24 protein-coding genes and 2 pseudogenes are annotated in these 23,499 nt (G+C 70.0%); 13 read left to right on the forward strand and 13 right to left on the reverse strand.

Annotated elements, in window-relative coordinates:
• A partial coding sequence (locus ACFPFQ_RS41700; RefSeq protein ID WP_417715050.1) for an AMP-binding enzyme occupies positions 1-399 on the forward strand: 399 nt, incomplete at its 5' end.
• 17 nt (positions 400-416) lie between these two features.
• On the opposite strand, the gene ACFPFQ_RS41705 is transcribed toward ACFPFQ_RS41700, so the two are convergent.
• Positions 417-1,043 (reverse strand): TetR/AcrR family transcriptional regulator, encoded by a 627-nt coding sequence (locus tag ACFPFQ_RS41705; RefSeq protein ID WP_379628802.1) that lies wholly within the window; start codon positions 1,041-1,043, stop codon positions 417-419.
• A 46-nt stretch (positions 1,044-1,089) separates the two neighbouring features.
• On the opposite strand from ACFPFQ_RS41705, the gene ACFPFQ_RS41710 reads away from it, so the two are divergent.
• A complete protein-coding gene (locus ACFPFQ_RS41710; RefSeq protein ID WP_379628803.1) occupies positions 1,090-1,218 on the forward strand; it encodes a hypothetical protein in 129 nt (42 codons plus the stop codon).
• Here ACFPFQ_RS41710 and ACFPFQ_RS41715 read toward each other — a convergent pair.
• The 7 genes from ACFPFQ_RS41715 to ACFPFQ_RS41745 are packed head-to-tail and all read right to left on the reverse strand — an operon-like array spanning position 1,203 to position 7,857.
• A complete protein-coding gene (locus ACFPFQ_RS41715; RefSeq protein WP_379628804.1) occupies positions 1,203-1,976 on the reverse strand; it encodes a GntR family transcriptional regulator in 774 nt (257 codons plus the stop codon). The two genes, ACFPFQ_RS41710 and ACFPFQ_RS41715, sit on opposite strands and share 16 nt — an antisense overlap.
• Positions 1,973-2,785, reverse strand: a complete 813-nt coding sequence (locus ACFPFQ_RS41720; protein ID WP_379628805.1) for a carbohydrate ABC transporter permease — start codon at positions 2,783-2,785, stop codon at positions 1,973-1,975. The genes ACFPFQ_RS41715 and ACFPFQ_RS41720 overlap by 4 nt, the downstream gene beginning before the upstream one ends.
• Entirely contained in the window at positions 2,775-3,767 is a 993-nt protein-coding gene (locus ACFPFQ_RS41725) for a carbohydrate ABC transporter permease (RefSeq protein WP_379628806.1), read from the reverse strand. Before ACFPFQ_RS41725 ends, ACFPFQ_RS41720 begins: the two co-directional genes overlap by 11 nt.
• Before the next feature lie 10 nt (positions 3,768-3,777).
• Positions 3,778-5,154, reverse strand: coding sequence for an ABC transporter substrate-binding protein (locus ACFPFQ_RS41730; protein ID WP_379628807.1), 1,377 nt, complete (start codon positions 5,152-5,154; stop codon positions 3,778-3,780).
• An 11-nt stretch (positions 5,155-5,165) separates the two neighbouring features.
• Entirely contained in the window at positions 5,166-6,284 is a 1,119-nt protein-coding gene (locus ACFPFQ_RS41735; RefSeq protein ID WP_379628808.1) for an ABC transporter ATP-binding protein, read from the reverse strand.
• The gene (locus ACFPFQ_RS41740) at positions 6,284-7,123 is read right to left on the reverse strand and encodes a metallophosphoesterase family protein (RefSeq protein WP_379628809.1); all 840 of its coding nucleotides are present in this window, start codon (positions 7,121-7,123) and stop codon (positions 6,284-6,286) included. Before ACFPFQ_RS41740 ends, ACFPFQ_RS41735 begins: the two co-directional genes overlap by 1 nt.
• An 8-nt stretch (positions 7,124-7,131) precedes the next feature.
• Positions 7,132-7,857 (reverse strand): tyrosine-protein phosphatase, encoded by a 726-nt coding sequence (locus tag ACFPFQ_RS41745; RefSeq protein ID WP_379628810.1) that lies wholly within the window; start codon positions 7,855-7,857, stop codon positions 7,132-7,134.
• A gap of 176 nt (positions 7,858-8,033) precedes the next feature.
• Here ACFPFQ_RS41745 and ACFPFQ_RS41750 point away from each other — a divergent pair, with 176 nt between their 5' ends.
• Entirely contained in the window at positions 8,034-8,387 is a 354-nt protein-coding gene (locus ACFPFQ_RS41750) for a hypothetical protein (RefSeq protein ID WP_379628811.1), read from the forward strand.
• Positions 8,388-8,396: 9 nt separating this feature from the next.
• Here ACFPFQ_RS41750 and ACFPFQ_RS41755 read toward each other — a convergent pair whose 3' ends face one another.
• Positions 8,397-9,644 carry an FAD-dependent oxidoreductase gene (locus ACFPFQ_RS41755; RefSeq protein ID WP_379628812.1) on the reverse strand — a complete coding sequence of 416 codons (1,248 nt, stop codon included), beginning with the start codon at positions 9,642-9,644 and terminating at the stop codon, positions 8,397-8,399.
• A 93-nt stretch (positions 9,645-9,737) separates the two neighbouring features.
• Here ACFPFQ_RS41755 and ACFPFQ_RS41760 point away from each other — a divergent pair, with 93 nt between their 5' ends.
• Positions 9,738-10,310: a TetR/AcrR family transcriptional regulator gene (locus ACFPFQ_RS41760; RefSeq protein WP_379628813.1), complete on the forward strand. Its 573-nt coding sequence runs from the start codon at positions 9,738-9,740 to the stop codon at positions 10,308-10,310.
• Positions 10,311-10,802: 492 nt separating this feature from the next.
• Here ACFPFQ_RS41760 and ACFPFQ_RS41765 read toward each other — a convergent pair whose 3' ends face one another.
• The 3 genes and pseudogenes from ACFPFQ_RS41765 to ACFPFQ_RS41775 form a co-directional block, all read right to left on the reverse strand.
• Positions 10,803-11,576 (reverse strand): hypothetical protein, encoded by a 774-nt coding sequence (locus ACFPFQ_RS41765; RefSeq protein WP_379628814.1) that lies wholly within the window; start codon positions 11,574-11,576, stop codon positions 10,803-10,805.
• Complete coding sequence (locus ACFPFQ_RS41770; RefSeq protein WP_379628891.1) at positions 11,573-12,046, reverse strand: TetR/AcrR family transcriptional regulator C-terminal domain-containing protein; 474 nt, start codon at positions 12,044-12,046, stop codon at positions 11,573-11,575. Before ACFPFQ_RS41770 ends, ACFPFQ_RS41765 begins: the two co-directional genes overlap by 4 nt.
• 12 nt (positions 12,047-12,058) lie before the next feature.
• Positions 12,059-12,187, reverse strand: a pseudogene (locus ACFPFQ_RS41775) (TetR family transcriptional regulator); the annotation flags it as partial.
• A 112-nt stretch (positions 12,188-12,299) separates the two neighbouring features.
• On the opposite strand from ACFPFQ_RS41775, the gene ACFPFQ_RS41780 reads away from it, so the two are divergent.
• Both ACFPFQ_RS41780 and ACFPFQ_RS41785 read left to right on the forward strand, forming a co-directional pair.
• On the forward strand, positions 12,300-13,856 hold the full coding sequence (locus ACFPFQ_RS41780; protein ID WP_379628815.1) for a flavin-containing monooxygenase: 1,557 nt from the start codon (positions 12,300-12,302) through the stop codon (positions 13,854-13,856).
• On the forward strand, positions 13,853-15,514 hold the full coding sequence (locus tag ACFPFQ_RS41785; RefSeq protein ID WP_379628816.1) for an AMP-binding protein: 1,662 nt from the start codon (positions 13,853-13,855) through the stop codon (positions 15,512-15,514). Before ACFPFQ_RS41780 ends, ACFPFQ_RS41785 begins: the two co-directional genes overlap by 4 nt.
• Here ACFPFQ_RS41785 and ACFPFQ_RS41790 read toward each other — a convergent pair.
• Complete coding sequence (locus ACFPFQ_RS41790; protein WP_379628817.1) at positions 15,442-16,332, reverse strand: AraC family transcriptional regulator; 891 nt, start codon at positions 16,330-16,332, stop codon at positions 15,442-15,444. The two genes, ACFPFQ_RS41785 and ACFPFQ_RS41790, sit on opposite strands and share 73 nt — an antisense overlap.
• 162 nt (positions 16,333-16,494) lie before the next feature.
• Between ACFPFQ_RS41790 and ACFPFQ_RS41795 the strand changes: the two genes are divergently transcribed.
• The 7 genes and pseudogenes from ACFPFQ_RS41795 to ACFPFQ_RS41825 all read left to right on the forward strand — a co-directional run bounded on the left by ACFPFQ_RS41795 (position 16,495) and on the right by ACFPFQ_RS41825 (position 23,483).
• Complete coding sequence (locus tag ACFPFQ_RS41795; RefSeq protein ID WP_379628818.1) at positions 16,495-17,259, forward strand: SDR family NAD(P)-dependent oxidoreductase; 765 nt, start codon at positions 16,495-16,497, stop codon at positions 17,257-17,259.
• Between the two features lie 552 nt (positions 17,260-17,811).
• A pseudogene (locus tag ACFPFQ_RS41800) lies at positions 17,812-17,931 on the forward strand (FMN reductase); the annotation flags it as partial.
• A gap of 190 nt (positions 17,932-18,121) precedes the next feature.
• Positions 18,122-18,721 carry a TetR/AcrR family transcriptional regulator gene (locus ACFPFQ_RS41805; RefSeq protein WP_379628819.1) on the forward strand — a complete coding sequence of 200 codons (600 nt, stop codon included), beginning with the start codon at positions 18,122-18,124 and terminating at the stop codon, positions 18,719-18,721.
• Between the two features lie 389 nt (positions 18,722-19,110).
• Positions 19,111-20,433 carry an MFS transporter gene (locus ACFPFQ_RS41810; RefSeq protein ID WP_379628820.1) on the forward strand — a complete coding sequence of 441 codons (1,323 nt, stop codon included), beginning with the start codon at positions 19,111-19,113 and terminating at the stop codon, positions 20,431-20,433.
• A 31-nt stretch (positions 20,434-20,464) separates the two neighbouring features.
• The gene (locus ACFPFQ_RS41815) at positions 20,465-21,091 is read left to right on the forward strand and encodes a cysteine hydrolase family protein (protein ID WP_379628821.1); all 627 of its coding nucleotides are present in this window, start codon (positions 20,465-20,467) and stop codon (positions 21,089-21,091) included.
• The gene (locus ACFPFQ_RS41820) at positions 21,088-21,885 is read left to right on the forward strand and encodes an alpha/beta fold hydrolase (protein ID WP_379628822.1); all 798 of its coding nucleotides are present in this window, start codon (positions 21,088-21,090) and stop codon (positions 21,883-21,885) included. The genes ACFPFQ_RS41815 and ACFPFQ_RS41820 overlap by 4 nt, the downstream gene beginning before the upstream one ends.
• Entirely contained in the window at positions 21,882-23,483 is a 1,602-nt protein-coding gene (locus ACFPFQ_RS41825; protein ID WP_379628823.1) for an FAD-dependent monooxygenase, read from the forward strand. Before ACFPFQ_RS41820 ends, ACFPFQ_RS41825 begins: the two co-directional genes overlap by 4 nt.
• Positions 23,484-23,499: the final 16 nt, after the last annotated feature.

The following is a 23,499-nucleotide window of genomic DNA, read 5'->3' on the forward strand; positions in this document are numbered from 1 at the left end:
TTCTACATCGGCCGCACCGACGACGTGTTCAAGGCCAGCGACTACAAGATCTCCCCGTTCGAGCTGGAGAGCGTGCTGATCGAGCACCCCGCCGTCGCGGAGGCCGCGATCGTGCCGGCCCCGGACGAGCTGCGGCTGGCCGTCCCGAAGGCCTACGTGGCGCTGGCGGCGGGCTACGAACCGGACCGGGAGACCGCACTGGCGATCCTGAAGCACGCCAGGGAGAACCTTGCCCCGTTCCAGCGGGTGCGTCGGCTGGAGTTCTTCGAGCTGCCCAAGACGATCTCCGGCAAGATCCGCCGGGTCGATCTGCGCCGCCGCGAGGAGGACACAGCCGCGTCCGGGCCGAGCATCACCGAATGGCGTGACGACCAGTTCCCCGAGCTCAAAGCTCCGTGACAGCGTGATCCGAACGGTTACGCCGTGTCGACGACGACTGTCGGCCGGGTGATCCCCGCGGAGGGGTCGATCCGCAGGGCCCGGCACGCTGCCTCGGTCAGCAGCCGAGCCAGCTCCTGCTCGTCGAGCGGGCTGCGGAAGCGCAGCACTGCCTGCCCGGCCGCGATGGCCGCGTGCACCAGCACCGCGGTCTCGGGGGCGGTGAGATCGGGATGGACGCTGCGCAACAGGTCCTGCCACAGGTCGACGTAGTGCCGCTGCTTCCAGCGCAGCCGACGCTGATCGTTGTCGGGCAGGTGCCGCGACTCCCGCACGTAGATCTCGCAGAGCGTCCGCTCGTCCATCGCGAAGCGGACCTGCCCACGGACCAGCGCAGCGAGCGTCTCCTCCGGAGTGCTGCGCTCGTGCAACAGCACCTCGGCGTCGGCGACGAGCCGGTCGACGACCTGGTCGAACAGCTCGACCAGTATCGCGGCCTTCGAATCGAAGTGCCGGTAGATGCCCGAGCCGACAATCCCGGCCGCGGTGCCGATGTCGGCCATGCTCACGCCGAGGTAGCCGCTCTGTGCGATGAGGTCCCCGGCAGCGGCCAGGATCCGCTGGCGGCGTTCAGGGTCACGCACGTACGCGGATTCCCTGGGCATCGCACCAGTCAATCACCCCTGGAGTCAGCGACGAGCCGGCGTCGGTGTGAGCTTCGACGTGGAGACCCTGTGCGGCCGCGGCAACGACGGCCCACACGACCGGCCGCGCGTGCATGCTCGTCGACGCCACCTCGACGTCGTGGCGCGTGGTGCGGCGGCCTACGTGGTGTCGTAGCGCAGTGTGAAGCGGATGCGGTCCCCGCGGATGCGGCGGCGCAGGTACATGGTGGGTCGGAGTTCGTCGTCGACGTTGACGCCGTCCCGGTACATCACGGGGCTGCCGGTGTGGATGTCGAGCAGTGTTGCGTCCTCGCGGCTCGCTACGCCGGCGGCGAGGGAGCGCCAGTCGTGGCGGAGCCGCAGGTCGTAGTGGTCCCGCAGGATCTGGAAGAGCGCGATCCGCTCGGAACGGTGGCCGGTGGCGAAGCCTGTGAAGCCGGGGAACCGTTCGGCTTCGAGCCAGTAGCCCGCGACGAGGAAGGGCTGCTCCCTGGTCCGTACCAGGGTGTCGATCCGCAGGAACGGGCCTGGTGAACCGAGCGCCTCGGCGGCGGCGACGTCGCTATCTCGGTCGGTGAGGTGGACGAGCGTCTCGGTCTGGTCCTCGTTGACGTACTCGGCAAGGGATGCGGTGCTCCCGGCGTCGGCGTCCGTGGACGGCATCCGGGGTAGGTCGAACTGGATGACCATCAGAGGTACGGCAACGAAGGTTCCGGCGCCCTGGCGGACGGTGAGGTGCCCGGCACGGGCGAGTTCGCCGATCGCCTGGCGGATGGTGAGCCGGTTGACTCCCCACTCGGCGGCGAGCTCCGGTTCGGTGGGCAGGCGAGAGCCCGGGGCCAGCTCGCCCTCGCGGATCCGGCGGAGCAGTTCGCTCTCCACCTGACGGTAGACCGGTGGGCCGCCGCGGCGGCTGTTGCGTGCGGCGGTCACCGCAGACCGGATCGGACGAAAGCGTTGACGACGTGGCGTTGCAGCAACAGGTAGACCCCGAGAATGGGCAGGCAGAGGGCGCCGGCTGCGGCCATCATCGCACCGTAGTCAGTCCCCACCTCGGTGATCAGGCTGCGCAGCCCGATCTGCACCACCGACGCCGGATCCGTCAGCACGAGCAGCGGCCAGAAGTACTCGTTCCAGGCCGTGACGAACAGCAGGATCGCCAGTGCCGCGAGCGGTCCCCGCAGCGATGGCACCACCACCGTCCACAGGGTGTTCCAGTGTGAGCGGCCGTCCATCCGGGCGGCGTCGAGCAACTCACGTGGGAACGACCGCATGTGCTGCCGCAGCAGCAGCACCGCGAACGGTGCGGTGACCTGCGGGACGATCACACCGGTCAGGGTGTTGAGCCAGCCGAGGTTCGACAGCAGCACGTAGTTGGGCAGCATCGTGACCTGGAACGGAACCAGCCAGGTGGCGACGAACACCAGGAACAGCAGCCGGTCGCCGCGGAAGCGCCAACAGCCGAAGGCGTAGGCCGCGAGCAGCGCGGTGAACAGCTGGCAGACCGCCACCCCGAGGGCCATGAACGCGGTGTTGCCGATCAACCCGCCCAGCGGGAGCAGCTGCGCCGCTGCGCGCAGGTTGTCGAGGCTGAGCCCGGTAGGAAGCACCGACTGGTCCAACGCATCGTCGCGCGGGCGCAGGGCGGTGAGGTACATCCAGACGATCGGGGCCAGGCTGAACACGGTGATCACGCCGAGGCCGATGTGCCCGAGCAGGCGGGTCGGTCGATCAGTCGTCATGGAAGCTCCAGCGGTCCATCAGCCACACCGCGCCCCACGCCAGCATTCCGAAGCCGAGGAAGAACAGCACGCTCGCGGCCGACGCGAGGCCGACGTCGAACGAGCCGAATGCGGTGTCGTAGAGGAGGTAGTAGAGGTTGGTGGTGGAGTCGCCGGGGCCACCCTGGGTGAGTGTCTGGATCATCGGGAACATCAGCTGGGCAGCCGACAGGATGGTCAGGGTCGCCATGAACAGCAGCGTGGGGGACAGCAACGGCAGGGTGATCCGCCGGGTGATCTGGCCTTCGGTGGCTCCGTCGGTGCGGGCCGCTGCGGCGTAGTCCTCCGAGATGCCGGATGCGCCCGCAGAGACGACGAGTACGGCGAATCCGAGCAGCTGCCAGCCGACGATCACCACGATCGACCACATCGCCCACTGCGGATCCCGCAGGAACGAGATGGGGGCGACGCCGAACATGCCGAGCACCTGGTTGACCAGCCCGCCGCCCGGGTCGAGCAGCCAGCGCCACACGATGGCCGTGACGATCGGGGCGATCAGGTACGGCGCGAAGATCGCCGTCCGGTAGAAAGCCCTGGCCCGGCCATGAACCTGCTGCGAGGCGAACACCACGAGCAGCGGGACCACGATGGTGAACGGCAGCAGCCCGAGCAGGTAGAACAGCGTGTTCACGGTCGCCTGGCCGAGCTGGGGGAGGCTCAGCGCCTCCGCGTAGTTCGACCAGCCCGCTGGGTGGGCCGGTGAGGTGGGCACCAGGTTCCAGTCGTAGAAGGACAGCTGGATGGTCTGGACCAGCGGTGAGTACACCCAGATCAGGAGCCCGGCCAGGGCGGGCACCAGATACAGGAACGGTGTCGCGCCGTCGGCGAGCCGGCGCAGCAGGGGCCAGCGGGCCACCGGCCCCGGGCTGCTCCGCGGGACCGGCACACCCGGTTCCACGAAGCGCCCGGGAACCGGGGCCGGACGGTCGAGGAGGTCTGTCACGTCGCCGTCGTCACGTCGGCATGAGGGCCTGGGCGCTGGTCTGCGCGGCGGTCAGGGTCGCGAGCGGGTCGGCTCCGCGGAACACGATCTCCTCGGTGGCCTTGTTCAACAAGGTGCGGATCTGCTGATAGTTCGGTCCTGGGTAGGACACCCACGGTTCGAGCCGGTCGAGCTGCGCGACGTTGGGCCGGACGAAGTCCGGATGGGCGTCGGCGAAGGACTTGAGGTAGGCGGGATCGTCGATCAGCGAGGCTCGCAGGGGCACGTACCCGATCTTCGAGGTAATGGTGCTCTCGCTCTGTGCGCTGGTCAGGAACTTGATCAGCTCCCACGCGGCGCGCTGCTTGGCCGGGTCCTTCGTGAGGATGAACAGCGCAGAGCCGGAGTTGGTGGGCACGGCCGGGGTGGCGCCGAAGCTCGGCATCGGGGCAGCGGTCGCCTGCCACTTGCCCGCCGACGACGTCAGGATCGCGTTCTGCAGGGCTGCCGTGGACAGCAGCATGCCGAGGTTGCCGCGCAGGAAGGCGTCCTGCGCGTCGGAGCCACTGAGGTTGGGCAGGGCGTTCTGGCCGGCCTGGGCGATCTTCTGCAGGCCGGTGAACGCCTCGACGGACTTCGGGTCGGTCCAGGCGAGGGACGTCCCGTCCGCGGAGAGCAGGCGCCCGCCCGCCGATCGGACGATGCCGGTGAGGCACCAGTCGCCGCCGGACGGCCCGTCCAAGCAGCTGAGGTAGGCCCCGCCACTGGTGCCGGGAACTTTCGCGATCGCTGCGGCGGCGGTGGCAACCTCTTCCCAGGTCTTCGGCAGGTGCGCGGGGTCGAGGCCCGCTCTGCGGAACAGGTCGGCGTTGATGAACAGCATCGGCGTCGAGAAGACGTAGGGGATGCCGTAGGTGGTGCCGTCGACGTCGCCGAGCACGGCGGCCCGGGGCGCGTAGGGGTGCGGGCTCGCGGTGAGCAGCTTCTGCACCTCGTCGCGGCCGACGAGCTTGTCGAGCGATTGCGCCCCCAGGTCGCTGGCGGTGTAGCGGAGATCGGCGAAGGTCAGCTGCCCGACATCCGGTGGGCTGCCGGCGATCACTTGGCGCTGCACGCTCTGCGCGATCTCGGCGACGCCGCCCTGCGGTGGCACAGCCTCGACGTGGATGTTGGGATGCTGCTTCCGGAACTCGGCGACCAGGTTCTTCGTGGTCTCGCCGAAGATCCCGGCGCTGGCGAGGTTGTAGCTCTCCCAGCGGATCGAGACCTGCTGGTCCGGTGCCAGCTCGGGGATGATCGCCGTGGCCGACTCGGAGGTCTGGGCGGTGGTCGTGGGGACGTTGGCGCAACCGGTGAGGGCGGCGGCGAGCGCGAGCGCCAGTACGGGCAGAGCGCGGGGGAACTTCATGACGGTCCCTTTCAGGGAACGAGAGCGGGGGCCTGTTCGGGCTCCCAGACGAGGCGTCGGCCGCTCTGCCGGGCGAAGAGGTGGACGTGCTCGGGCCGTACGGCCAGGGTCGTGGCGTCGCCGGGGGCGAGGCCGATCGGCCGCGAGCCGCGAATGCTCACCCGCTGGTTCCCGATCTGGCACTCGGCGATCTCTTCGTTGCCGAGGTTCTCCACGATGTCCACCCGCCCACGCAGAGCGGGCCCGGTGTGGTCGGCGGGGACCGGGACGAGATGCTCGGGGCGCACCCCCAGCAGCACCAGGCGTGCTCCCGGGTCGGTGCCGCCGCGGTGCGGCAGCGAGACGGCGACGCCGGGACCGCGCACCACGAGCCGGTCGTCGTGGTCGGTGCTCAGTTCGGCCGGCAGCAGGTTCATGGGCGGGGCACCCATGAACCCGGCGACGAACGCCGATGCGGGCTCGTCGTAGATCTCCACGGGTGCGCCGAACTGTTCGATCCTGCCGTGGTTGAGCACCGCGACCTTCGTTGCCATCGTCATCGCGTCGATCTGGTCGTGGGTGACGTAGACGAAGGTCGTGTCCAGCTTGCGGTGCAGCGAGATCAGCTGGGAACGGGTGCTGGCGCGCAGTTTCGTGTCGAGGTTGGACAGCGGCTCGTCCATCAGGAAGGCCCGCGGGTCGCGCACCATCGCGCGGCCCAGCGCGACCCGCTGTCGCTGCCCGCCGGAGAGTTCCTTCGGCCTGCGGCGCAGCAGGTGGCCCAGATCCAGCAGCTCTGCGACCTCGTCAACGCGCCGGCGGATCTCCTCCCGACCGGTCCTGCGCACGCTCAGCCCGAACCCCAGGTTTCGCTCGACGCTCAGGTGTGGGTACAGCGCGTAGTTCTGGAACACCATGGCCAGGTCGCGCTCCCGGGGCGGCAAGGGGGTGACGTCGCGGCCGTCGACCAGGATGCGGCCGTCCGACGGCGGCAGCAAGCCGGCGATCATCCGCAGCAGAGTGGTCTTCCCGCAGCCGCTGGGGCCGAGGAGCACGAGGAACTCGTTGCGTTCCGTGGCCAGCGAGACGTCGGCGACCGCGGTCGTGTCACCGAACCGGCGCACGATGCCGTCGAGCTCGATGGCGGCCACTAGCGCAGCGCCGTCATGGCCTCGATCGCCTGAGCGATCGAGGGCACGTCGTCTGTGGTGATCTGCGGCATGCCGGGCACGAGCCGGAACTGGGCGGTGACCTCGCCGCCCTCGACGGTGTACTCGACGTAGCCCAGTTCCTGGCGGCCGTCGGGAAGGCTGTCCTCGCCGGCGGCCAGGAAGGCGGTGGCAGGCGCCCAGACCTCGATCGCACGGTCCCGTCGGACCTGGCGGTAGCGGTGCAGGTGGCCACAGCCGACGGATCGCAGGTCGATCCGCTCGAGCAGGCCGAGCAGCCGGTCCCGTGCCACGGGGCCGACGTCGACCTGATGGTCGACGGGCTCGTCGGTAGCCGACCACAGCGGCTTGTGCAGGAACAACAGGACCGGCTTCCGGACGGGCAGGTCTGCGACGGTGTCCTCGATCCAGCGCCACTGGTCGGCCTCGCGCTGCAGCCCGGAACCGAGCAGCTCGCTGTCGATCCCGATCAGCACCGCCTCGTCGGTCTCGTGCCGCCAGTGGTCGGGGCCGAAAACGGCCACGTGCGCCGCCACCCGCGCGTCGGTCACAGTGATACCGGCCCACGCGTTCAGGCCGGGCATGCCGACGTCGTGATTGCCCGGGACGACCAGCAGCGGCGTGCTGATCAGATCGAGCAGCTCGCGCGAGCGGACGCGATCGGCGGTGTCGTCGGGATCGAGGACCTGGATGTCACCCGAGTGCACGACCAGGTCGGGGCGAACGTCCTCGTCGAGGTGGCGGACGAGGAGCCGAAAGCCCTCCTCGGTGGGCCCGCCGGCGGCGGTCAGGTGGGTGTCGGAGATCTGCACGATCTTCATCGGGGCTCCTACTGGGTGAGAGCGGTGCGGAGGTGGTCGATCGCCTCGACCGGCACGCCGTGACGAGCGAGGTAGGCGCGGGCGCCGCCGAACTCGACGGCGAGCACGTGCAACATCGCTGCCATGGACTCCGGGCGGGCGTTGTGCAGCGACGCGTTGACCGGGTCGACAGCACCGGACTCGGCCGGCAGCGCGGCAAAGAAGCCCGCTGTCAGGTAGTTCGAGGTCAGCGCGTAGTCGGCGGTGACCACATCATCGGTCACCCCGATCGCGGAGAGCACGAGCGCGATCACGACGCCGGTGCGGTCCTTGCCCGCAGCGCAGTGCACGAGCGCGGGCAGAGCGCCCGGACGGGCGAGATCGGCCACGATCGCGGCGAGCTGCGGGCCCCGCTGCCGCAGCAACGTCGCGTAGAGATCGCCGAGCGGGTCGGGCGCGTCGACGGACACTGCCGACAGCAGCGAGCGCGAATCGAGCGGGCGGCGCCGCACGGTCGGGACGAGCGCGTCCAGACCGGTCGGCACGGTGGTCACCTCCGCGGCGTCGCGAAGATCGATCACGGTCTGCAGGCCCAGCGCCGTGAGGTCGGCGGTGGCGGTGAAGCGGGTGGCGTCGGAGCGGAACAGCAGGCCCCATCCGGTCCGCAGACCGCCTGCGACCGGGTAGTCACCGATGTCGCGCAGGTTGTAGGTCGCTCCGATACTGAGCCGGCGCTGGGGGGCTGATGTGGGCACCTCCCCATTCATCTAGATGAAAGTGTCGAGAACTGCCCGATCGGGTGAAGTGCCGTTGACGCCACGGAGTCCATATGCGTCGTAGCCGCCCTGATCAGCCGGCGTCACTTCGGGGATCCCTCCCGGGGCCCGGTGACACGATCGGCGCGTCGGGCTGGTCGGCGAGGGGAGCGTCGGTGACGAACGCCCCTGGTCCGGTGCCCGGCGACGTGCCGCCGCAGCGGGTGGGGCCGACCGCCTGGGCCCGGTTCGGCCCGTTGCGGCGGGAGCACGTCGCGGTCGGGGTGTCGCTGCTGCTCGGCGGTCTTCTGTTCACGATCGTCGGTGTCGGGGGGAGGATCGACGAGGAGCCGAGCGGAGGCCTGGCGATCCTGCTGGGCGTGTTCGGCATGCTGTTCGGCTACCAGTTGCTGTGCGGCCGAGGTCCGGTGCGGCAGGCGCCCGACGGCGGGGATCAGACGGACGGAGATGTCCGATCCGCGACGGCGGGTCTGCCGCGGCGACCGGATCCGCACGGGCGGCCGCTATGAAGAGGACGCTCAGCGGTGCTGGCCTGGCTCGGAGGTCGCTCGACGAGGGGATCGACGCGTTGCTGGTGCGTGGGTCTGGCGCTCGCCGGTGTTGAGTTCGGAGAGGTTCATGGCGAGTGCGTGTCGAACGGGGGGTAGTGCGCCGGCGGTGCGGAGTGCGAGGTTGCGGACACGGGTGGCGGGTCCGTGGAGGGTGGCGGCGCGGGTCATGCGGTCGGTGAGCCGGACGACGCCGCGGGCGATGGGGCGTCGTCGTTCCTCGTAGGCGTCGAGTGACTGGTCGGGCGCGTCGCCGGTGGTGACGTCGGCGATCAGGTTGGCGAGAAGGGCGGCGTCCTGGATGCCGATGTTCATGCCCTGCCCGCCTGCTGGGCTGTGGACGTGGGCGGCGTCTCCGGCGAGGAGGACGGGCCCGTGGCGGTAGGTGGCGGCGAGGCGGTGATGGACGCGGAACCGTGAGCTCCACGCAACCTCGTGCACGTGGGTCGGGTTCGAGCGGGGTCCGCGGGTGCTGAGTAGGTCGGTGATGTCGGCGAGGTCGGGGTGTTCCGGTGCGTCGTCGACGGTGGCGACGACGCGGTGGTGCCCGCCGGGTAGCGGTGCGACGACGACCAGGCCTGCGGGGGAGAAGAACAGTTGGACCTCGTCGGCGGGCAGGGACCAGTCCATGCGGACGTCGGCGAGGACGAACGACTGCGGGTAGGCGGCGCCTTGGAAGGGGATGCCCACGAGCTCGCGTGCGGTGCTGTGCATCCCGTCGGCGGCGATGAGGTAGCGGGCGGCGATCGTGCTTCGCCGCCCGTCCTCGTCGACGAGGTCGGCGTGGACACGGCCGGGGTCGGTGTCGAGGTCGATCCGGTCGAGTCGCCACCCGGGTGTGATCGAGCCGCCCTGGGTGCGGAGGTGGTCGGCGAGTACGGCTTCGGTGATGTTCTGGGGGACCATCAAGGTGTAGGGGAAGCGGGTCGGTAGATCGTCGAACCCGATCGTGACGAGCACCCGGTCGTGGTCGCGCACGGTGAAGGTCGGTACGACCACGCCGCGTTCGACGAGGGTGTCGGCGATCCCGATGTCGTCGAGGACCTCCAGCGTGCGGGCGTGCACGACGGCTGCGCGCGAGGTGTTGGTGCCCAGCGGTGCGCGGTCCACGGTCAGGTGGTGGACGCCTCGGCTGTGCAGCACGGTCGACGCAGTGAGGCCGGCAGGTCCGGCGCCGACGACGAGCACGTCGACGCTGGTGGGGAGGGTTGACTTCATGATCGTGGACTCCTGTTCGCCAACGGTTGTTGGCAATGACAGTACCGCACGATCCCGACAGATTGCCAACGACTGTTGGCATATGCTCCGACCATGGTGTTCACGGAGAGGTCGCGGCCCAACAGGGAAGCAGTGCTGGCCGCTGGTCTGCAGGTGTTCGCCGAGCGCGGCTACGAGCGGACCACGGTGCGGCTCGTCGCCGGAGTCGCCGGCATCGACCCGTCGATGGTCATTCGGTACTTCGGCAGCAAGGAGGGCCTGTTCTCGGCCGTGGTGGATGTGGACCTGCGGCTTCCGGACCTGCGGCCGGTCGACCGGGCGCACCGCGGCGAGGTGTTGGCTCGGCACTTCGTGGACCTGTGGGAGGGCCCGCGGACAGGCCCGGTGCTGGTGGTGCTGCTGCGCTCGGCGACCACGAACGACGTCGCGGCGGAGCGGATCCGCGGTGTCTTCGCCGCGCAGGTCGTCGAACTGGTCGCCCGATTGTCGCCGTCGGGCACGTCCGGCGCAGGCGACGTCGCCGCGCGAGCCGGGCGGGTGGCGGCCCATGTTCTGGGTGTGGCGCTGACCCGCTACGTCTTGGTGCTGCCACCGGTCGCGGCGTTGAGCTCCGACGAGGTGGTCGCGATGCTCGCGCCGGCGCTACAGTGCCAACTCGACCTCTGAGCCGCGGCCGCGGTGGATGTCGCCGGCGGCGGGCCGCGTCGATGGCGCTCGTGGCTGCGCGCGTACCGGATCTGATCGGAGCGGCCGGTGGCCAGCCGTTGTGTGCGGCGACGAGCAGAGTGTCGAGTTCGACCACAGAACGAGCGACGTTGTCGGCGCCGGCCAGTTCGAAGGTGTAACGCCAGCACGGTGAGTCACTCGTCCTTGATGGCGAGGCGCATGTCGCGCACCGGTCCCGGGGAACCGGCGTTCTCGTCGAGCCGGCGGTCGACGTGCCACGCCGTCACCCCGACGTTGTTGGACGCGGGATGCGGCTGCAGACGCTGTCGGCGTCGACCGCCATCACTTCGGGCACGCCGACGTCTCCTGGGTGAGGTCGCGACCCACGCCCGGGACCGCTCCCGACCCGCAGCGACGGAGCTACCGCCTGGCTTCGCCAACCTCGTGTCGTGAGGCCGGTGTCGTTCGCGGCTCCGATCGCCGTACCGCGGATCAGCCGCGATCGAGCCTGTAGAGGATCGGGCGCGGGTCGACCTGGTTCTCGCTGAGGACGCGCAGGACGAAAGCGCGGAAGCTGCGCTTGAACACGAGTGCGGGCACGATGTCGCGCAGGCGGTCCCAGCGGCAGTGGTTCACCAGGGTGTACGGCACTGCGCCTGGCTCGACCGGCTGCAGGACGGTGGAGTTGTCCAGTCCGGTCTGGTCCTGGAACCACCCTGCCGTGTACTGCCAGGCGAACAGGTTGGAGGTGACGTCCTCGGCGGAGAAGTAGTTGAAGAGGAGGACACCTTGACGGTCATGGTCGACCGTCCCGATGCGCCGGGGGTTTGACCCGGCGAAGACCAGGGTGCTGGCCGCCGTCGACTGCAGGTCTGTCAGGAGTCCGGCGATGACGGCGCCGCCGCGAAGTTCCGAAGCGTCGGCGACCGTCGTGGTCTCGACGAGGAGCACGGCATCGAAGTCCGCGTCCGGGGTGTCGGGACCGGCGCCGTCGGAGCGACCGGGGGGACGAAGGATCGCGTGGAACACGTCGGCGCGCAGGACGCGGGGGTCGTGCCGCAGGATCGTTGCCGCCTCGCGCATGAGCGCGACGATCGTGCGGCGGCGTCCGCTGGGCAGGACCAACGGGAGCCGCCACGATCCGGAGCCCGCGCCGACGTGTACGAAGCCCGAGGTGGAGGGCTCGACCAGGCGGACGCGGGTCCAGCTGTCCGGGGTATCGGATTCGTTGTGGTTCCGAGTGTTCGGGACGGGTCGGGCCATCATGACGTCTCCTGGTCTCGTGGTTGTGGGTGTCGCGGCCGGATGGAACGGCAGAAAAGGATCACTTGTCCCCGGACGGCGTCCGGCGAGGGACGGCGGATGTCGTCCGGGGCGCGGAGGAGACCGTCGAGCAGGACGTAGGTGAGCAGCGGTCCGACGAGAGCCCGGGCGGCACGACCGATGTCGACCCCCCGATCGACGAGGCAGTGCTCCCCGCCGGCATGCACGGCGGCGCTGATGGCCCCCAAGGCCCGGGCGGCGACGGCTGTCCTGAACAGGTCCGCGAGCGAGGGGTCCCGAGGCGTCTCCGCAACGACGATGCGCGCCAGAGCGAGGTAGGAGGGCTGCATCAGATCGCTCACCAACGACTCGGCCTGCTGTAGCAGCAGGGCCTCGAACTCCGCGGCGGACGTCGTCGCGTCCACGGGTGGCCCGGTGTGCGGCTGGTCGGGAGCGGTGACCAGTGAAACCATGGCGGCGCGCAGCAGTCCGGCCTTGTCGCCGAAGTAGGCGTACAGAGTCTCCTTCGAGGCGCCGGCGGCTGCGGCGATCTGCGCGGTCGATGTGGCGGCGTAGCCCCGTTCGGCGAAGATGGCGATCGCCGCCTCCAGGATCCGTGGCGCAACGAGGCCACCGTGCCGTTCGTCATGGCCGGCGTCGTGGTCGGTGTCGAGACGGACGAAGACGTCCCCTTCGGCGTGCAGATGCGGCAGGAGGCCGATACTGATGCCTGATCCGGAGAGCTCCCGAGGATCGAGTGCCGACCCCGAAGCCGACCCCGAAGTCGACCTCGACGCCGTCGTCATCGGCGCGGGCCTCGGCGGCCTCACCGCGGGCCTGATGCTGCGGAGAGCGGGGTTCACTCGCTTCCGGATCATCGAGAAGAACGCGGGCGTCGGCGGCACCTGGTGGGAGAACCGCTATCCGGGGGCCGAGGTGGATGTGCACTCGCACCTCTACTCCTGGTCGTTCAAGCGCTTCGACTGGAGCCGCTCGCACGCCCGGCAACCGGAGATCCAGCGCTACATCGAGGAGGTTGTCGACGAGCAGGGGCTGCGGGAGCACCTCGAGCTCGGCACCTCTGTGGACGAAGCCGTCTGGGAGGAGGACCGGCAGCGATATCGCGTGGTCCTCTCGACCGGCGCGATCCTGCACGCACGGGCGGTCATCAGCGCGGTCGGCCTGCTCAACACCCCGCGCTACCCGAGCTGGCCCGGCTTCGAGCGGTTCACGGGTCCGAAGCTGCACACCGCCCGATGGGAGGATGGTCTGGACCTGACCGGCAAGCACGTCGCCGTCGTCGGTGTCGGATCGAGCGCCACCCAGGTCGTCGCCGCACTGGCTCCTGTCGTCGGTCGGCTGACGGTGTACCAGCGCGAGCCCGGGTGGGTGCTGCCGAAGGGGGACCACGACTACAGCGACGCCGACCGGGCCCGGCACCGGTCCGAGAGCGAGCTCGCGCGCCGCCGGACGCGGATCTCCTACCTCGTGCAGGTGAGCCGCGCCCAGTTCCGCGGGCGGATGTACAAGCCCCGGACCCGCTGGTCCCAGCGCTCGCGGCAGCTGGCCGAGGGCTACATCGCCGCGGTGTTCGCCGACCGGCCCGACCTCATTGAGGCCGTGACGCCGCGGTACGGGTTCGCCGGCAAGCGGCTCGTCCTCAACGGGGACTTCTACCCGGCGCTGCTGCGCAAGAACGTCGAGCTCGTGCCCCATGCCGTCACCGCGCTGACCGGGACCGGAGTGGTCGACGCCCGCGGTGTGGAGACAGCGGTCGACGCGATCGTGCTGGCGACCGGCTTCCGGACCGAGCGGCTGCTCGCCACCACGAAGATCATCGGGCGCAGCGGACGGACGCTGGGGGAGACCTGGGGGGACGAGCCGCGCGCCCTGATGGGGATCACGGTGCCGGACTTCCCGAACTTCTTCATGCTCTACGGGCCGAGCACCCACGGTGGTGAGATCTTCCTCAACCACCGCGCCCAGGCGCGCTGGGCGGTCCGGGCACTGACCCGGATGCGCCGTTCGGGCGTCACCGCGGTCGAAGCGAGGCCCGCAGCGCTGCGCTGGTACGTGCGCTGGCTCGAGCGACAGATCCGCGGGACGGCCTGGCTGGAGACCGACAGCTACGTGAAGAACGCTGCGGGCACGGTGATCACGCAGTGGCCGCTCGACGCGCTCACCTACGCCGCCATGGCCCGCGTCCTCGGGTGGATCGGTCACCGGTCGTCCCGACGGCTCGTGGCGACCCCTGCCGCGCAGGACCTGGAGAGGGCCGGATGATGCGCCCCGGTCCCGGTCTCGCCACCGTCCCGCGGCTGCTCGCCGATCTCGCCGACCGGGCACCGGGCACGGTGGCACTCGTGGCCGCCGAGACGGGCGCGTCGCTGACCGCTGCCGAGTTCGTCGACACGAACTACGCCTGGGCGCGCCGTTTCGCAGCGGCGGGCATCGGCGCCGATGACACCGTTGCCACGATGCTCGGGCCGTCCTTCGCCGCCTACCATGCCTGGCTCGGGTTGGCCGCACTCGGCGCCGTCGAGGTCCCGATCAATCCGCAGCTGCGGGGGAGAACCCTGGCGCACCTCCTCGGTCACTCCCGAGCGTCGCTCGCTGTCGTGGAACGGCAGTACCTCGACGCGGTCGCCGAGGTCGCGGACGGAATCGATCGGCTGTCGACGGTCGTGGTGCTCGATGCGGAACCACCACCAGGACCCTGGCCGTTCCGGCTTGTGGGCGCTGCCGCGTTCGCGCACGACGAGCTACCGATCACCACGCGCGTCGGGGAGCGGCACGACACGGCGTGCGTCATCTACACATCGGGTACGACGGGTCCCCCGAAAGGCGTGATCATTCCTTGGGGCTGGATGAACCAGCCCCCCGGCCATCTCCCGGCGCGCATCGATCCGGGAGGCAGCCGCTACTCGTTCCTGTCGCCCGCGCACATGTCCGGGAAGGGCGCGCTGGGCCAGGCGCTGGTCGAACGACGGCCGTTGGTGCTCCGGGCGAGCTTCAGTGTGCGTGCCTTCTGGGAGGACATCCGCACCTACGACTGCCGGGTGTCGCAGCTGTTCCCGCCGTCGATCAAGTACCTTCTCGCCGCCGCGCCGCGACCCGACGATCGAGACGGTCCGCTGCAACACATCTGGACCGCACCCGTCATCCACGAGACCACCGAGTTCATGCAGCGCTTCGACGTCTCCGTGACCACCGGGTTCGGCTCCACCGAGATCGGCGGTGCGATCGCGCGAGTCGACATCGACGGCACGGACCTGGCCTGTTGCGGCCGGCAGGCCGTCGACCCGCGCGGGTACGAGCTGAGGGTCGTCGACGAGCATGATCGCGAGGTAGCCCCCGACGAGGTCGGAGAGCTGCTCGTTCGGACATCGGAGCCGTGGACACTGACCCCCGGCTACTTCCACGACGGCGACGCCACCGCCGCGGCCTGGCGCAACGGCTGGTTCCACACCGGTGACGCGATGCGCCGCAACGCCAACGGGGACTTCTACTTCATCGACCGGTACAAGGACTGCATCCGCCGCAAGGGCGAGAACATCTCGTCGTTCGAGGTCGAGGCCTACGTGATGGACCATCCATCGGTGGTCGAGGCCGCCGCCGTCGGAGTGGCCGCCGATGACGGGGAGCAGGAGATCAAGGTCCTCGTGGTGGTGCGTGAGCCCGTCGAGCTCGGTGTGCTCGGCGACTGGCTGGCCACACGCATGCCCGCGTTCATGACGCCGCGCTACCTGGAGACGGTGCCGAGCCTGCCCCGGACGCCGGCGACGGGTCGGGTGCAGAAGTCGACCCTGCGCAGCCGGTCGGCCGGCCCCACACTGTGGGACCGCCTTTCCCAGCCCTCTCGGGCTGCTCAGCCCGCGGCCACGTCCGGTGCACCAACGGTGCGGAGCCCTCGGGTGTCTCGCCCCGGGGGTGCGCCGTAGAGGCGCCGGTACTCGCGGCTGAACTGCGAAGGGCTGTCGTACCCGACCGTGTGGGCGGCGCTCGTGACGTCGGTTTCCCCGGCGACGAGGAGTCGGCGGGCCTCCTGCAGGCGGATCCGTTTCTGGAACTGGATCGGGCTCATGGCGGTGACGGCCGTGAAGGCCTTGTGGAAGGTCGAACTGCTCATGGAGGCGAGCTGGGCGAGGTCCTCGACGCGCACGGGTTCGGCGTAGTTGTGGCGCAGCCAGCGGACTGCCCGGCGCACGTCGGGCGCATTCCCGTGCTGGAGTCCGAGCTGACGCACGACGTCACCGTCGGGACCCTGCATCGAGCGCCACACGAGCTCGCGCAGGGTGGAGGGGCCCAGCACGGCGCGGTCCTCGGGGCGGTCGAGCAGGCGCAGCAGGCGCACGCTCACGTCGCGCATCTCGGCCGAGGCACTGCGGACAGCCAGTGCGGGTGCGAGCGCGCGCGGGCGGGTGCCGACGGGCGCGATGAGCAGCAGCTCCGCGACGACCGTGGGGTCCAGGACGAGCCCGAATCCCAGGTAGGGACTGGCCGGGGAGGCTTCCAGCACGCACCCGGTGATCGGAAGGTCCACTGAGGTCACGAGGTACTGCCCGGCTGTGTAGTCGTGGGTGCGGTCGCCCACCGACACCCGTTTCACCCCTTGCGCGACGAAGCCCAGGATCGTTCCGCTCATCGTGACCTCGGGTGGGGTGGGCCGATCGGCCCGCAGCACGACGAGACCAGGAATGGGCAGTTCGCGCTGATCGGCGTGATCGCTGATGATTCGGCCGATCTCCTCCAGCTGCATGCCTCCAGTAGAACATCCGGCCCGGGCGTCTCGCCGTCGATCTGAGTGGTCGAGAGGATTGTGCAGGAAGTGTGGAGCTTTGGACTGCCGGGCGGGTGCGGTGCGCTCGTAGCGTCGTTGCTACCGCCGCGGAACGACCGCGGCGTCGTGAGGAGGAGAGTCATGGGTGTCACCATCGTCACCGGGGGCAGCTCGGGCATCGGCCAGGCGACCGCACTGGAGATCGCCGCGCGCGGTGAGGGCGTGATCCTGACCTACAACGGCAACGCCCAGGGCGCGCGGGACACGGTTGCCACCATCGAGGCGCGCGGCGGCACCGCGGTCCCGCTGCGGCTGGACCTCGGGGACGCCACCCGGTTCCCGGCCTTTGCCGCGCAGGTCGAGGAGACCCTCGCCGCGGTCTGGCAGGCCGACACGTTCACCGCGCTGGTGAACAACGCCGGGATGGGCGGCGGGTCGCGGTTCGTCGACACCACCGAGGAGCAGTTCGACACGCTGGTCCGCGTCCTGTTCCGCGGGACCTTCTTCCTCACCCAGCGGCTGCTGCCGCTGCTGGCGGATGGCGGTGCCATCGTCAACGTCGCCAGCGCCAGCGTGACCACGATCGAGCGTGGCGGCGGCTACGCCGCCTACGCGGCGAACAAGGGCGCCATCGTCACCCTGACCCAGTACCTGGCGGTGGAGCTCGCCGAGCGCCGGATCCGCGTCAACGCGATCGCCCCCGGATCGACCCGGACACTCATCGCGGACAACGCCTTCGGGAAGTACGCGCACCTGGTGCCGGAGATCGAGAAGAAGACGCTGCTGGGCCGCCTCGGCGAACCCGACGACATCGCTGCGGTCATCGCGATGCTGCTGTCGAGCGACGGCCGCTGGATCACCGGCCAGGTCATCGAGGCCAGCGGCGGGTACCAGTTCGGCATCTGACGCGGTGGGGCGCCTGACTGCGCGTTGCTTGTCACGGTCCGCGAGACGCACGTTGCCGGCTGAGTGGAAGGGTGGACTGGCCGAACCTCGATCTCGACGCGGCGTACCGCATCCAGGACGAGGCGTTCTGTCTGCGCATGGAGCGGGGCGAGACCGCTACCGGCATCGCGGCGACGACGGTGGGCGAGACCGTCGTGACGAGCTGGCTCACCGACGCGATGCTGGCCAGGACGCGGGTGGTGCCGCCGGTAGCGGTGACTGTGGGCCTTGAGCTGGGATTCGTCCTGGGACGGCGGGTCGCAGGTCCGGCATTGAGCGCGGCAGGAGCGCTCGCGGCGATCGATCGGGTGCATGGCGTCCTGCACGTCCGCCGGACATGCGGCGGCGGTGGAGCGGCGCGGGCAGTCGCGGCCAACGGCGCAACGCTCGGATTCCGGCTCAGCTCGCGGTCTGCAGATGTCACGGCGCTCGACCTCACCCTGGAAGGGTGTGTCATGGAAATCGACGGCGAGATCGCCCACGCTGGCATCGGCGCTGGTATGCCGGGGCGTGACGGCCTACGGCTGGCAGGCAGCCGTGACCACGGTCGAGGCGCTGCGCACGATCGTCCACGCGCTGCGCGGCTGGCCCACCCCGCTCGGCGTAGCGATCAACTCGGCCCACTGCCGATTCGTCGATCTCCACCATGTCGCCCGAATTGGCCTAGATCGCGGCCGGCGACCGCGCCGCTGCAGAGAATTCGTCTGGGTCTGCTCGAGCCGGAGCGATAGCCCGTCGCGCGGTCGGCTGCCGACGGTGACCGTTGGCAGGAGTGGGGCTCGCGAATGTCGAGACTGAACGTTCTTTCTGGTAATCTGTGCGGATGGAACGGGATGTGAGTGGTCGGCCGTCTGAGGCTCGGTCGCGGCTGCTGGCCACGGCTAGTCGGGTCTTCTACGCCGAGGGACTGCATTCGGTCGGGGTCGACCGGATCCTCACCGAGGCGAACACGACCCGAGCGACGTTCTACCGGCATTTCCCGGGTAAGGAGGACCTGGTTGTCTCCTACCTGGAGGCGGCTGACCGAGCTCTGCGTGATCGCTTTGCGCGTACCCGGGCGGGTGCGGCGTCGGCTGCGGATGCCGTCCGTGCGATAGGGGTCGACATCGCCGCAGACATCCGTCGCGAGGGCTTCCGTGGTTGCGCCTTCCTCAACGCCGCGGCCGAGTACCCCGATCCGGCGAGCCCGGTGCGCAGTCGGGTGCGGGAGCACCGTGAGTGGTTCACCGCGGCGGTGAGCGACCTGTTCGGGCAGGTGGGAGATGGCCCTGCCGGGCCTGCGGCGGGGCATTTCGTGATGTTGCGCGACGGTGCGATGGTGGCCGGCTGTCTGTCGGACTCGGAAGCGGTGTGCACGACGTTCCTCGACGGCGTCGAGGGGTTGTTGTGGTCGCGATCCGTGGCTGGTGGCCCGAAGGGTTGAGCGGCGGTTCGCTCATGTCGGAACCCGGTTGGGGGGCCTCGACGGGCAACGGGTGCGGGTACTTGGCCGGCTCTGACGGTTCGACGTCGAGCGAGGCACCGAGCGTGATGCCGGGGCGAAGCCGCCGTCGTCGTTCGAACTGATTCCGGCCTGGGCGTGTTCGAGGCGGTATTGGGCCGGTCTGGCGCGTTCGCGCCGGTATCGCCGCGGTGTTCCGCGGGGGGCTGGTCATCGCGCGGCAAGCCTTGTAGAGTGAGCGTTACATACAGAGCGGGAAGCGCATGCCGCTCGACCTCTGTCACCGCCCCGGGCCGGTCTGTAGCCCGAATGCTGCGTCGCAACGAAGCGAGGTTCTTATGAGCATTCTCGAGCAGGTCAAGAACGCCCCCATGAGTCGAGCGCAGAACCGTGCGGTCGTGTTGTGTCTCGTGATGAACCTGGTTGACGGGTTCGACCTACTGGTGACGTCCTTCGTCGGTCCGACGATCACGAAGGAATGGGGCCTTCAGGCCACGCTCGTCGGGGTTCTGTTGAGCAGTGGACTGGCGGGCATGGCGTTCGGGGCGCTCTTCCTGGCCCCGCTCGCCGACCGGGTCGGCCGTCGCAAGCTCGTGCTCGGCGGGCTCGTGCTGGCGTCGCTCGGCATGCTGGCCGCGTCGTTCTCGCAGAACTTCGGCCAGCTCGTGGCCACCCGGGTGGTCACGGGGATCGCCGTGGGTCTGATGGCGGCGTGCCTGCCGGTACTGGCCTCGGAGTACTCGAACCATCGGCGCCGCGGGCTGTCCGTCGCCTTGATCACGTGCGGCTACGGGCTGGGCGCGATCATCGCCGGCATCGCAGCGAGCCTGCTGATCGGTCCGTTCGGCTGGAGGTCGGTGTTCGTGCTCGGCTGCGTCGTGACGGCGATCCTGTTCGTGGTCGGGTTGCGGTTGCTGCCCGAGTCGATGGACTACCTGATCGCCGCCCGGCCCCGGGACGGCCTCGCCCGGCTCAACCAGATCCTCCGCTCGATCGGCCAGACCCCGATCGACGAGCTGCCCACCAGGTCGGTGCCGTCGCGGAAGGTCGCGCTCGAGTCACTGTTCCGGGGGCGCAACGCGATGCGCACCATCCTGGTCTGGATCGCGTTCACCGCCGCCCAGACCATCTTCTACTTCGCCAGCTCGTGGACACCCACCCTGCTGCTGCAGGCAGGTCTGTCCGCCCAGCAGGGGATCAGTGGTGGGGTGCTGTTCAGCATCGGCGGGGTGCTGGGTGCCGCGCTGCTCGGCGTGCTCGCCACCCGGATCGACCCCCGCAAGCTCACCGCCACCTACTTCGCGCTGGGAGCACTGGCGCTGGTGCTGTACTCGGTCTCACTGGGGACGCTGGCCACGGCGCTCGTCGTGGGGGTGCTCGTCGGTCTGCTGCTCAACGGCACGGTCTCGGGCATCAACGTCATCGTCCCGATCATCTACCCGGCCGAGTCCCGCGCGACGGCGCTCGGTATCGCGGTCGCCGTCAGCCGGCTCGGGGCGGTCTTCTCACCGCTGCTCGCGGGTTTCCTGCTGCAGGCCGGCTGGACGCCTGCGTCGATGTTCCTGATCTTCGCGATCCCGGCGCTCGTCGGCGCGGTGGCGACGTTCGGCCTCCTCTGGACGGCGCGAGCACACCCGTCCTTCCCGCAGGCGCCGACCGCGCTCGTGCCCGAGGGCAGCGCGAGCCAGGCCTGAACGCTCAGCCACCACCCGGAAGGAGTTCATCGTGAACGCGACCGCGATCGATCCCCGGCGCACCGCGCTGCTGGTCATCGACATGCAGAACGACTTCGTGGAGGAGGGCGCGCCGCTCGAGTTCCCCGAGGGCCGACGGATCCTTCCCACGCTCCAGAAGGTCCTCGATGCGGCCCGGTCCCACGCTATGCCGGTGATCTACCCCGCTCACGTGCACCGGCCCGGTGGTGCCGATATGGGGATCCACCGCGATCTGTACCCGCCAGTCGCGGAGGGGAAGGCACTGGTCGATGGCGAACGCGGTGCAGAGATCGACCCCGCGCTGGCCCCGCACCCCGGTGAGCTGGTGATCAAGAAACACCGCTACAACTCGTTCTACGCGACCGACCTGGAGATCGTGCTGCGCGGGCTCGGCGTCGAGACCGTCGTCCTCACCGGCATGACGACCGAGTGCTGCGTGCTCGGGACTGCGCGCGGCGCGCTGGAGTGCGGGTTCCGCTCCGTGGTCCTTTCCGACGCCTGTGCCTCCTGCGACTATCCCGACCTGGGGTTCGGGTCGATGGCCGCCCCGGAGATGCACCGGGCCGCCCTGCGGATCATGAGCCTGACGTCCTCACGGGTGACCGACGCCGCCACCTTCCTCTCCCTGCTCCCGTGACGCCATCGACCGGGCCCGCAGTGGTCCTCCTCCACGGGGGCGGCCCGGGGGTGGACGCCGCGAGCAACTGGGCGAGCGTCCGACCCCAGCTCGCGGAGCACTTCCACTGCCTCGCCCCCGATCTGCTGGGCTTCGGCACCCAGATCGCCGGCACCCAGATCGCCGGCACCCCGATCGCCGGCATCCCGATTGCCGACACAGCGGATCTCCACGGGCCGGTGGCCTGGGCGCGGGCTCGCGCCCGCCAGGTGCTGGACCTGCTCGACGAGCAGGAGCTGACCCGCGTCCACCTGATCGGGAACTCGGCGGCGGGTGGTGCCGCCGCACTTGCCCTACTGGCCACCGCCCCCGAGCGGGTCGAGCGGGCTGTCCTCATGGGCGGCGCCGGTACCGGGCGCGCGCCCGCTGCGGTGCCCTTCTACGACGAGCCCACGAGGGAGTCCATGCGTGCCACCCTCGCCCGCCTTGTCGCCGACGAGAGCGACCACGAGGAGCTCCTCGACGATCTTGCGGACCTTCGCCTGGAGCAGGCCCTGCGTCCCGGCGCCGAGCAGGCCTTCCGGTCCATGTTCGATGTGGACGACCAGCCGCCGGTCGATCCGGCCGCCGTATCCACCCCGGTACTCGCCCTGCACGGGCAACACGACCGCATCAGCCCGATCGACGTCTCCGCCCGTCTGGTCGATGCTCTTGCGTGCGGCTGCCTCGAAGTCGTGGCGGGTGCTGGTCACTGGATACACGTCGACCGACCGAACGAGTTCTGCAACCTCGTCAGGGAGTTCCTGAACGCATGAACGACACGGACAGCGGCATCCTGATCGTCGGCGCCGGCCCAACCGGCCTCACCCTTGCCATCGACCTCGCCCGCCGCGGTGTGGCCTGCACCGTCATCGAAGCGACGACCGAGCGGCCGGTGAACCCGCGGTGCAACACCACCTCTGCTCGCTCGATGGAGATCTTCCGACGGCTCGGCGTCGCCGACGAGATCCGTCGGGCCGGCCTTCCCGAGGACTTCCCGACATCGATCCAGTACCGTACGACGCTGCGCGGCGAGGAACTGTTCCGGCTCGACCAGCCCTCATCCGGCGAGATACTGGCCGGCAAGGGCCGTGAAGGCTGGTCCACACCGGAGCCGCAGCATCGGATCTCGCAGATCTACCTGGAGCCGATCCTCGAGCGGTACGCGCAGGGGATCCCTGGTCTGGAGGTGGAGCGCGGCAGCCGGTTGGTGGAGCTGCGTCAGTTCGAGGATCGGGTCGAGTCGGTTGTCGAGTCCGAGGGCGCGACGCGGGTCCTGCGCTGCGACTACGTGGTCGGCTGCGACGGCGCGCACAGCGATGTTCGTCGCCAACTGGGGATCCGCTACCAGGGTGTGGAGGCCCTCCAGAACTTCGTGTCGACGTTCGTCCGCTCGCCGGATCTCGGCCGGCTCGCCGCCCGGGACCGGGCCTGGACCTACTGGACCTACGGCCGCCGGCTCGCGTCGCTCATCGCCATCGACGGCGCCGACCTGTGGCTCAATCACGTGGCGTTTCCCCCCGACCACGACACCGAGGGGGAGGACCCGGAGCAGCTCCTTCGGGAGGCCGTGGGCGGTCCCGTCGAGCACGAGGTGCTCGGGACCGTGCGCTGGACCGGCCGCCAGCTCGTCGCGCAGCGCTACCGCGAGGGACGGGTGTTCCTCTCCGGGGACGCCGCCCACATCTGGATTCCTGTCGGTGGCTTCGGCATGAACACCGGTATCCAGGACGCGGCCACGCTGGGCTGGATGCTGGCTGCCGTCCACCACGGCTGGGCACCCCCTGAGCTGCTCGACGCCTACGAGCTCGAGCGCAAACCGATCGGCGAGCAGTTCGCGAGCGCCGTGGCGTCGGCGGCGCGCGCCTCACTCGTGGCGGCCTCACCGGACATCCACCTCTCCGGCGCGGAGGGGGAGCGCGCCCGCGCCGCACTCGCCGCGCGGCTCGCCGTGACCGAGCCGCACCGCTACTCGCCCGACGGGTTCAGCTTCGGCTACCACTACGCGGGCTCACCACTGGTGGTGGGCGGCGAGGCCCAGGAGGCGATCAGCATGGGCGGCTACCCGGATCGGGCGCAGGTCGGCTTCCGCTTGCCGCACGCCTGGCTGGACGACGGGCGCCCCGTGCTCGACGTGCTCGGGCCGGACTTCACCCTCCTGCGGACCGACGAGACCACCGACGTGCAGCTCTGGGTCGACGCGGCGCAGGAGCTGGGTGTCCCGCTGGTCGTGGTCGACCTGCCCGGCTCCCATCCCACCCCGCTGCTGCTCGTGCGGCCGGACCAGCACGTCGCCTGGATGGGCGACGCCGCGGGCCGGCCCGTCGAGCTGCTGCGGACTGTCACCGGGCGCGCCGCCGCCCACCAGCGGTAAGAACCAGGAGAAGGCA

This window comes from Pseudonocardia sp. GCM10023141 (genome assembly GCF_042653605.1).

Coding starts and splice junctions, on each gene's coding strand:
- ACFPFQ_RS41780 (WP_379628815.1), top strand. CDS start 12,300: ATGCCTGATCCGGAGAGCTCCCGAGGATCGAGTGCCGACCCCGAAGCC.
- ACFPFQ_RS41825 (WP_379628823.1), top strand. CDS start 21,882: ATGAACGACACGGACAGCGGCATCCTGATCGTCGGCGCCGGCCCAACC.
- ACFPFQ_RS41795 (WP_379628818.1), top strand. CDS start 16,495: ATGGGTGTCACCATCGTCACCGGGGGCAGCTCGGGCATCGGCCAGGCG.
- ACFPFQ_RS41770 (WP_379628891.1), bottom strand. CDS start 12,046: ATGGTTTCACTGGTCACCGCTCCCGACCAGCCGCACACCGGGCCACCC.
- ACFPFQ_RS41740 (WP_379628809.1), bottom strand. CDS start 7,123: ATGAAGATCGTGCAGATCTCCGACACCCACCTGACCGCCGCCGGCGGG.
- ACFPFQ_RS41785 (WP_379628816.1), top strand. CDS start 13,853: ATGATGCGCCCCGGTCCCGGTCTCGCCACCGTCCCGCGGCTGCTCGCC.
- ACFPFQ_RS41705 (WP_379628802.1), bottom strand. CDS start 1,043: ATGCCCAGGGAATCCGCGTACGTGCGTGACCCTGAACGCCGCCAGCGG.
- ACFPFQ_RS41720 (WP_379628805.1), bottom strand. CDS start 2,785: ATGACGACTGATCGACCGACCCGCCTGCTCGGGCACATCGGCCTCGGC.
- ACFPFQ_RS41755 (WP_379628812.1), bottom strand. CDS start 9,644: ATGAAGTCAACCCTCCCCACCAGCGTCGACGTGCTCGTCGTCGGCGCC.
- ACFPFQ_RS41760 (WP_379628813.1), top strand. CDS start 9,738: ATGGTGTTCACGGAGAGGTCGCGGCCCAACAGGGAAGCAGTGCTGGCC.
- ACFPFQ_RS41810 (WP_379628820.1), top strand. CDS start 19,111: ATGAGTCGAGCGCAGAACCGTGCGGTCGTGTTGTGTCTCGTGATGAAC.
- ACFPFQ_RS41790 (WP_379628817.1), bottom strand. CDS start 16,332: ATGCAGCTGGAGGAGATCGGCCGAATCATCAGCGATCACGCCGATCAG.
- ACFPFQ_RS41765 (WP_379628814.1), bottom strand. CDS start 11,576: ATGATGGCCCGACCCGTCCCGAACACTCGGAACCACAACGAATCCGAT.
- ACFPFQ_RS41805 (WP_379628819.1), top strand. CDS start 18,122: ATGGAACGGGATGTGAGTGGTCGGCCGTCTGAGGCTCGGTCGCGGCTG.
- ACFPFQ_RS41730 (WP_379628807.1), bottom strand. CDS start 5,154: ATGAAGTTCCCCCGCGCTCTGCCCGTACTGGCGCTCGCGCTCGCCGCC.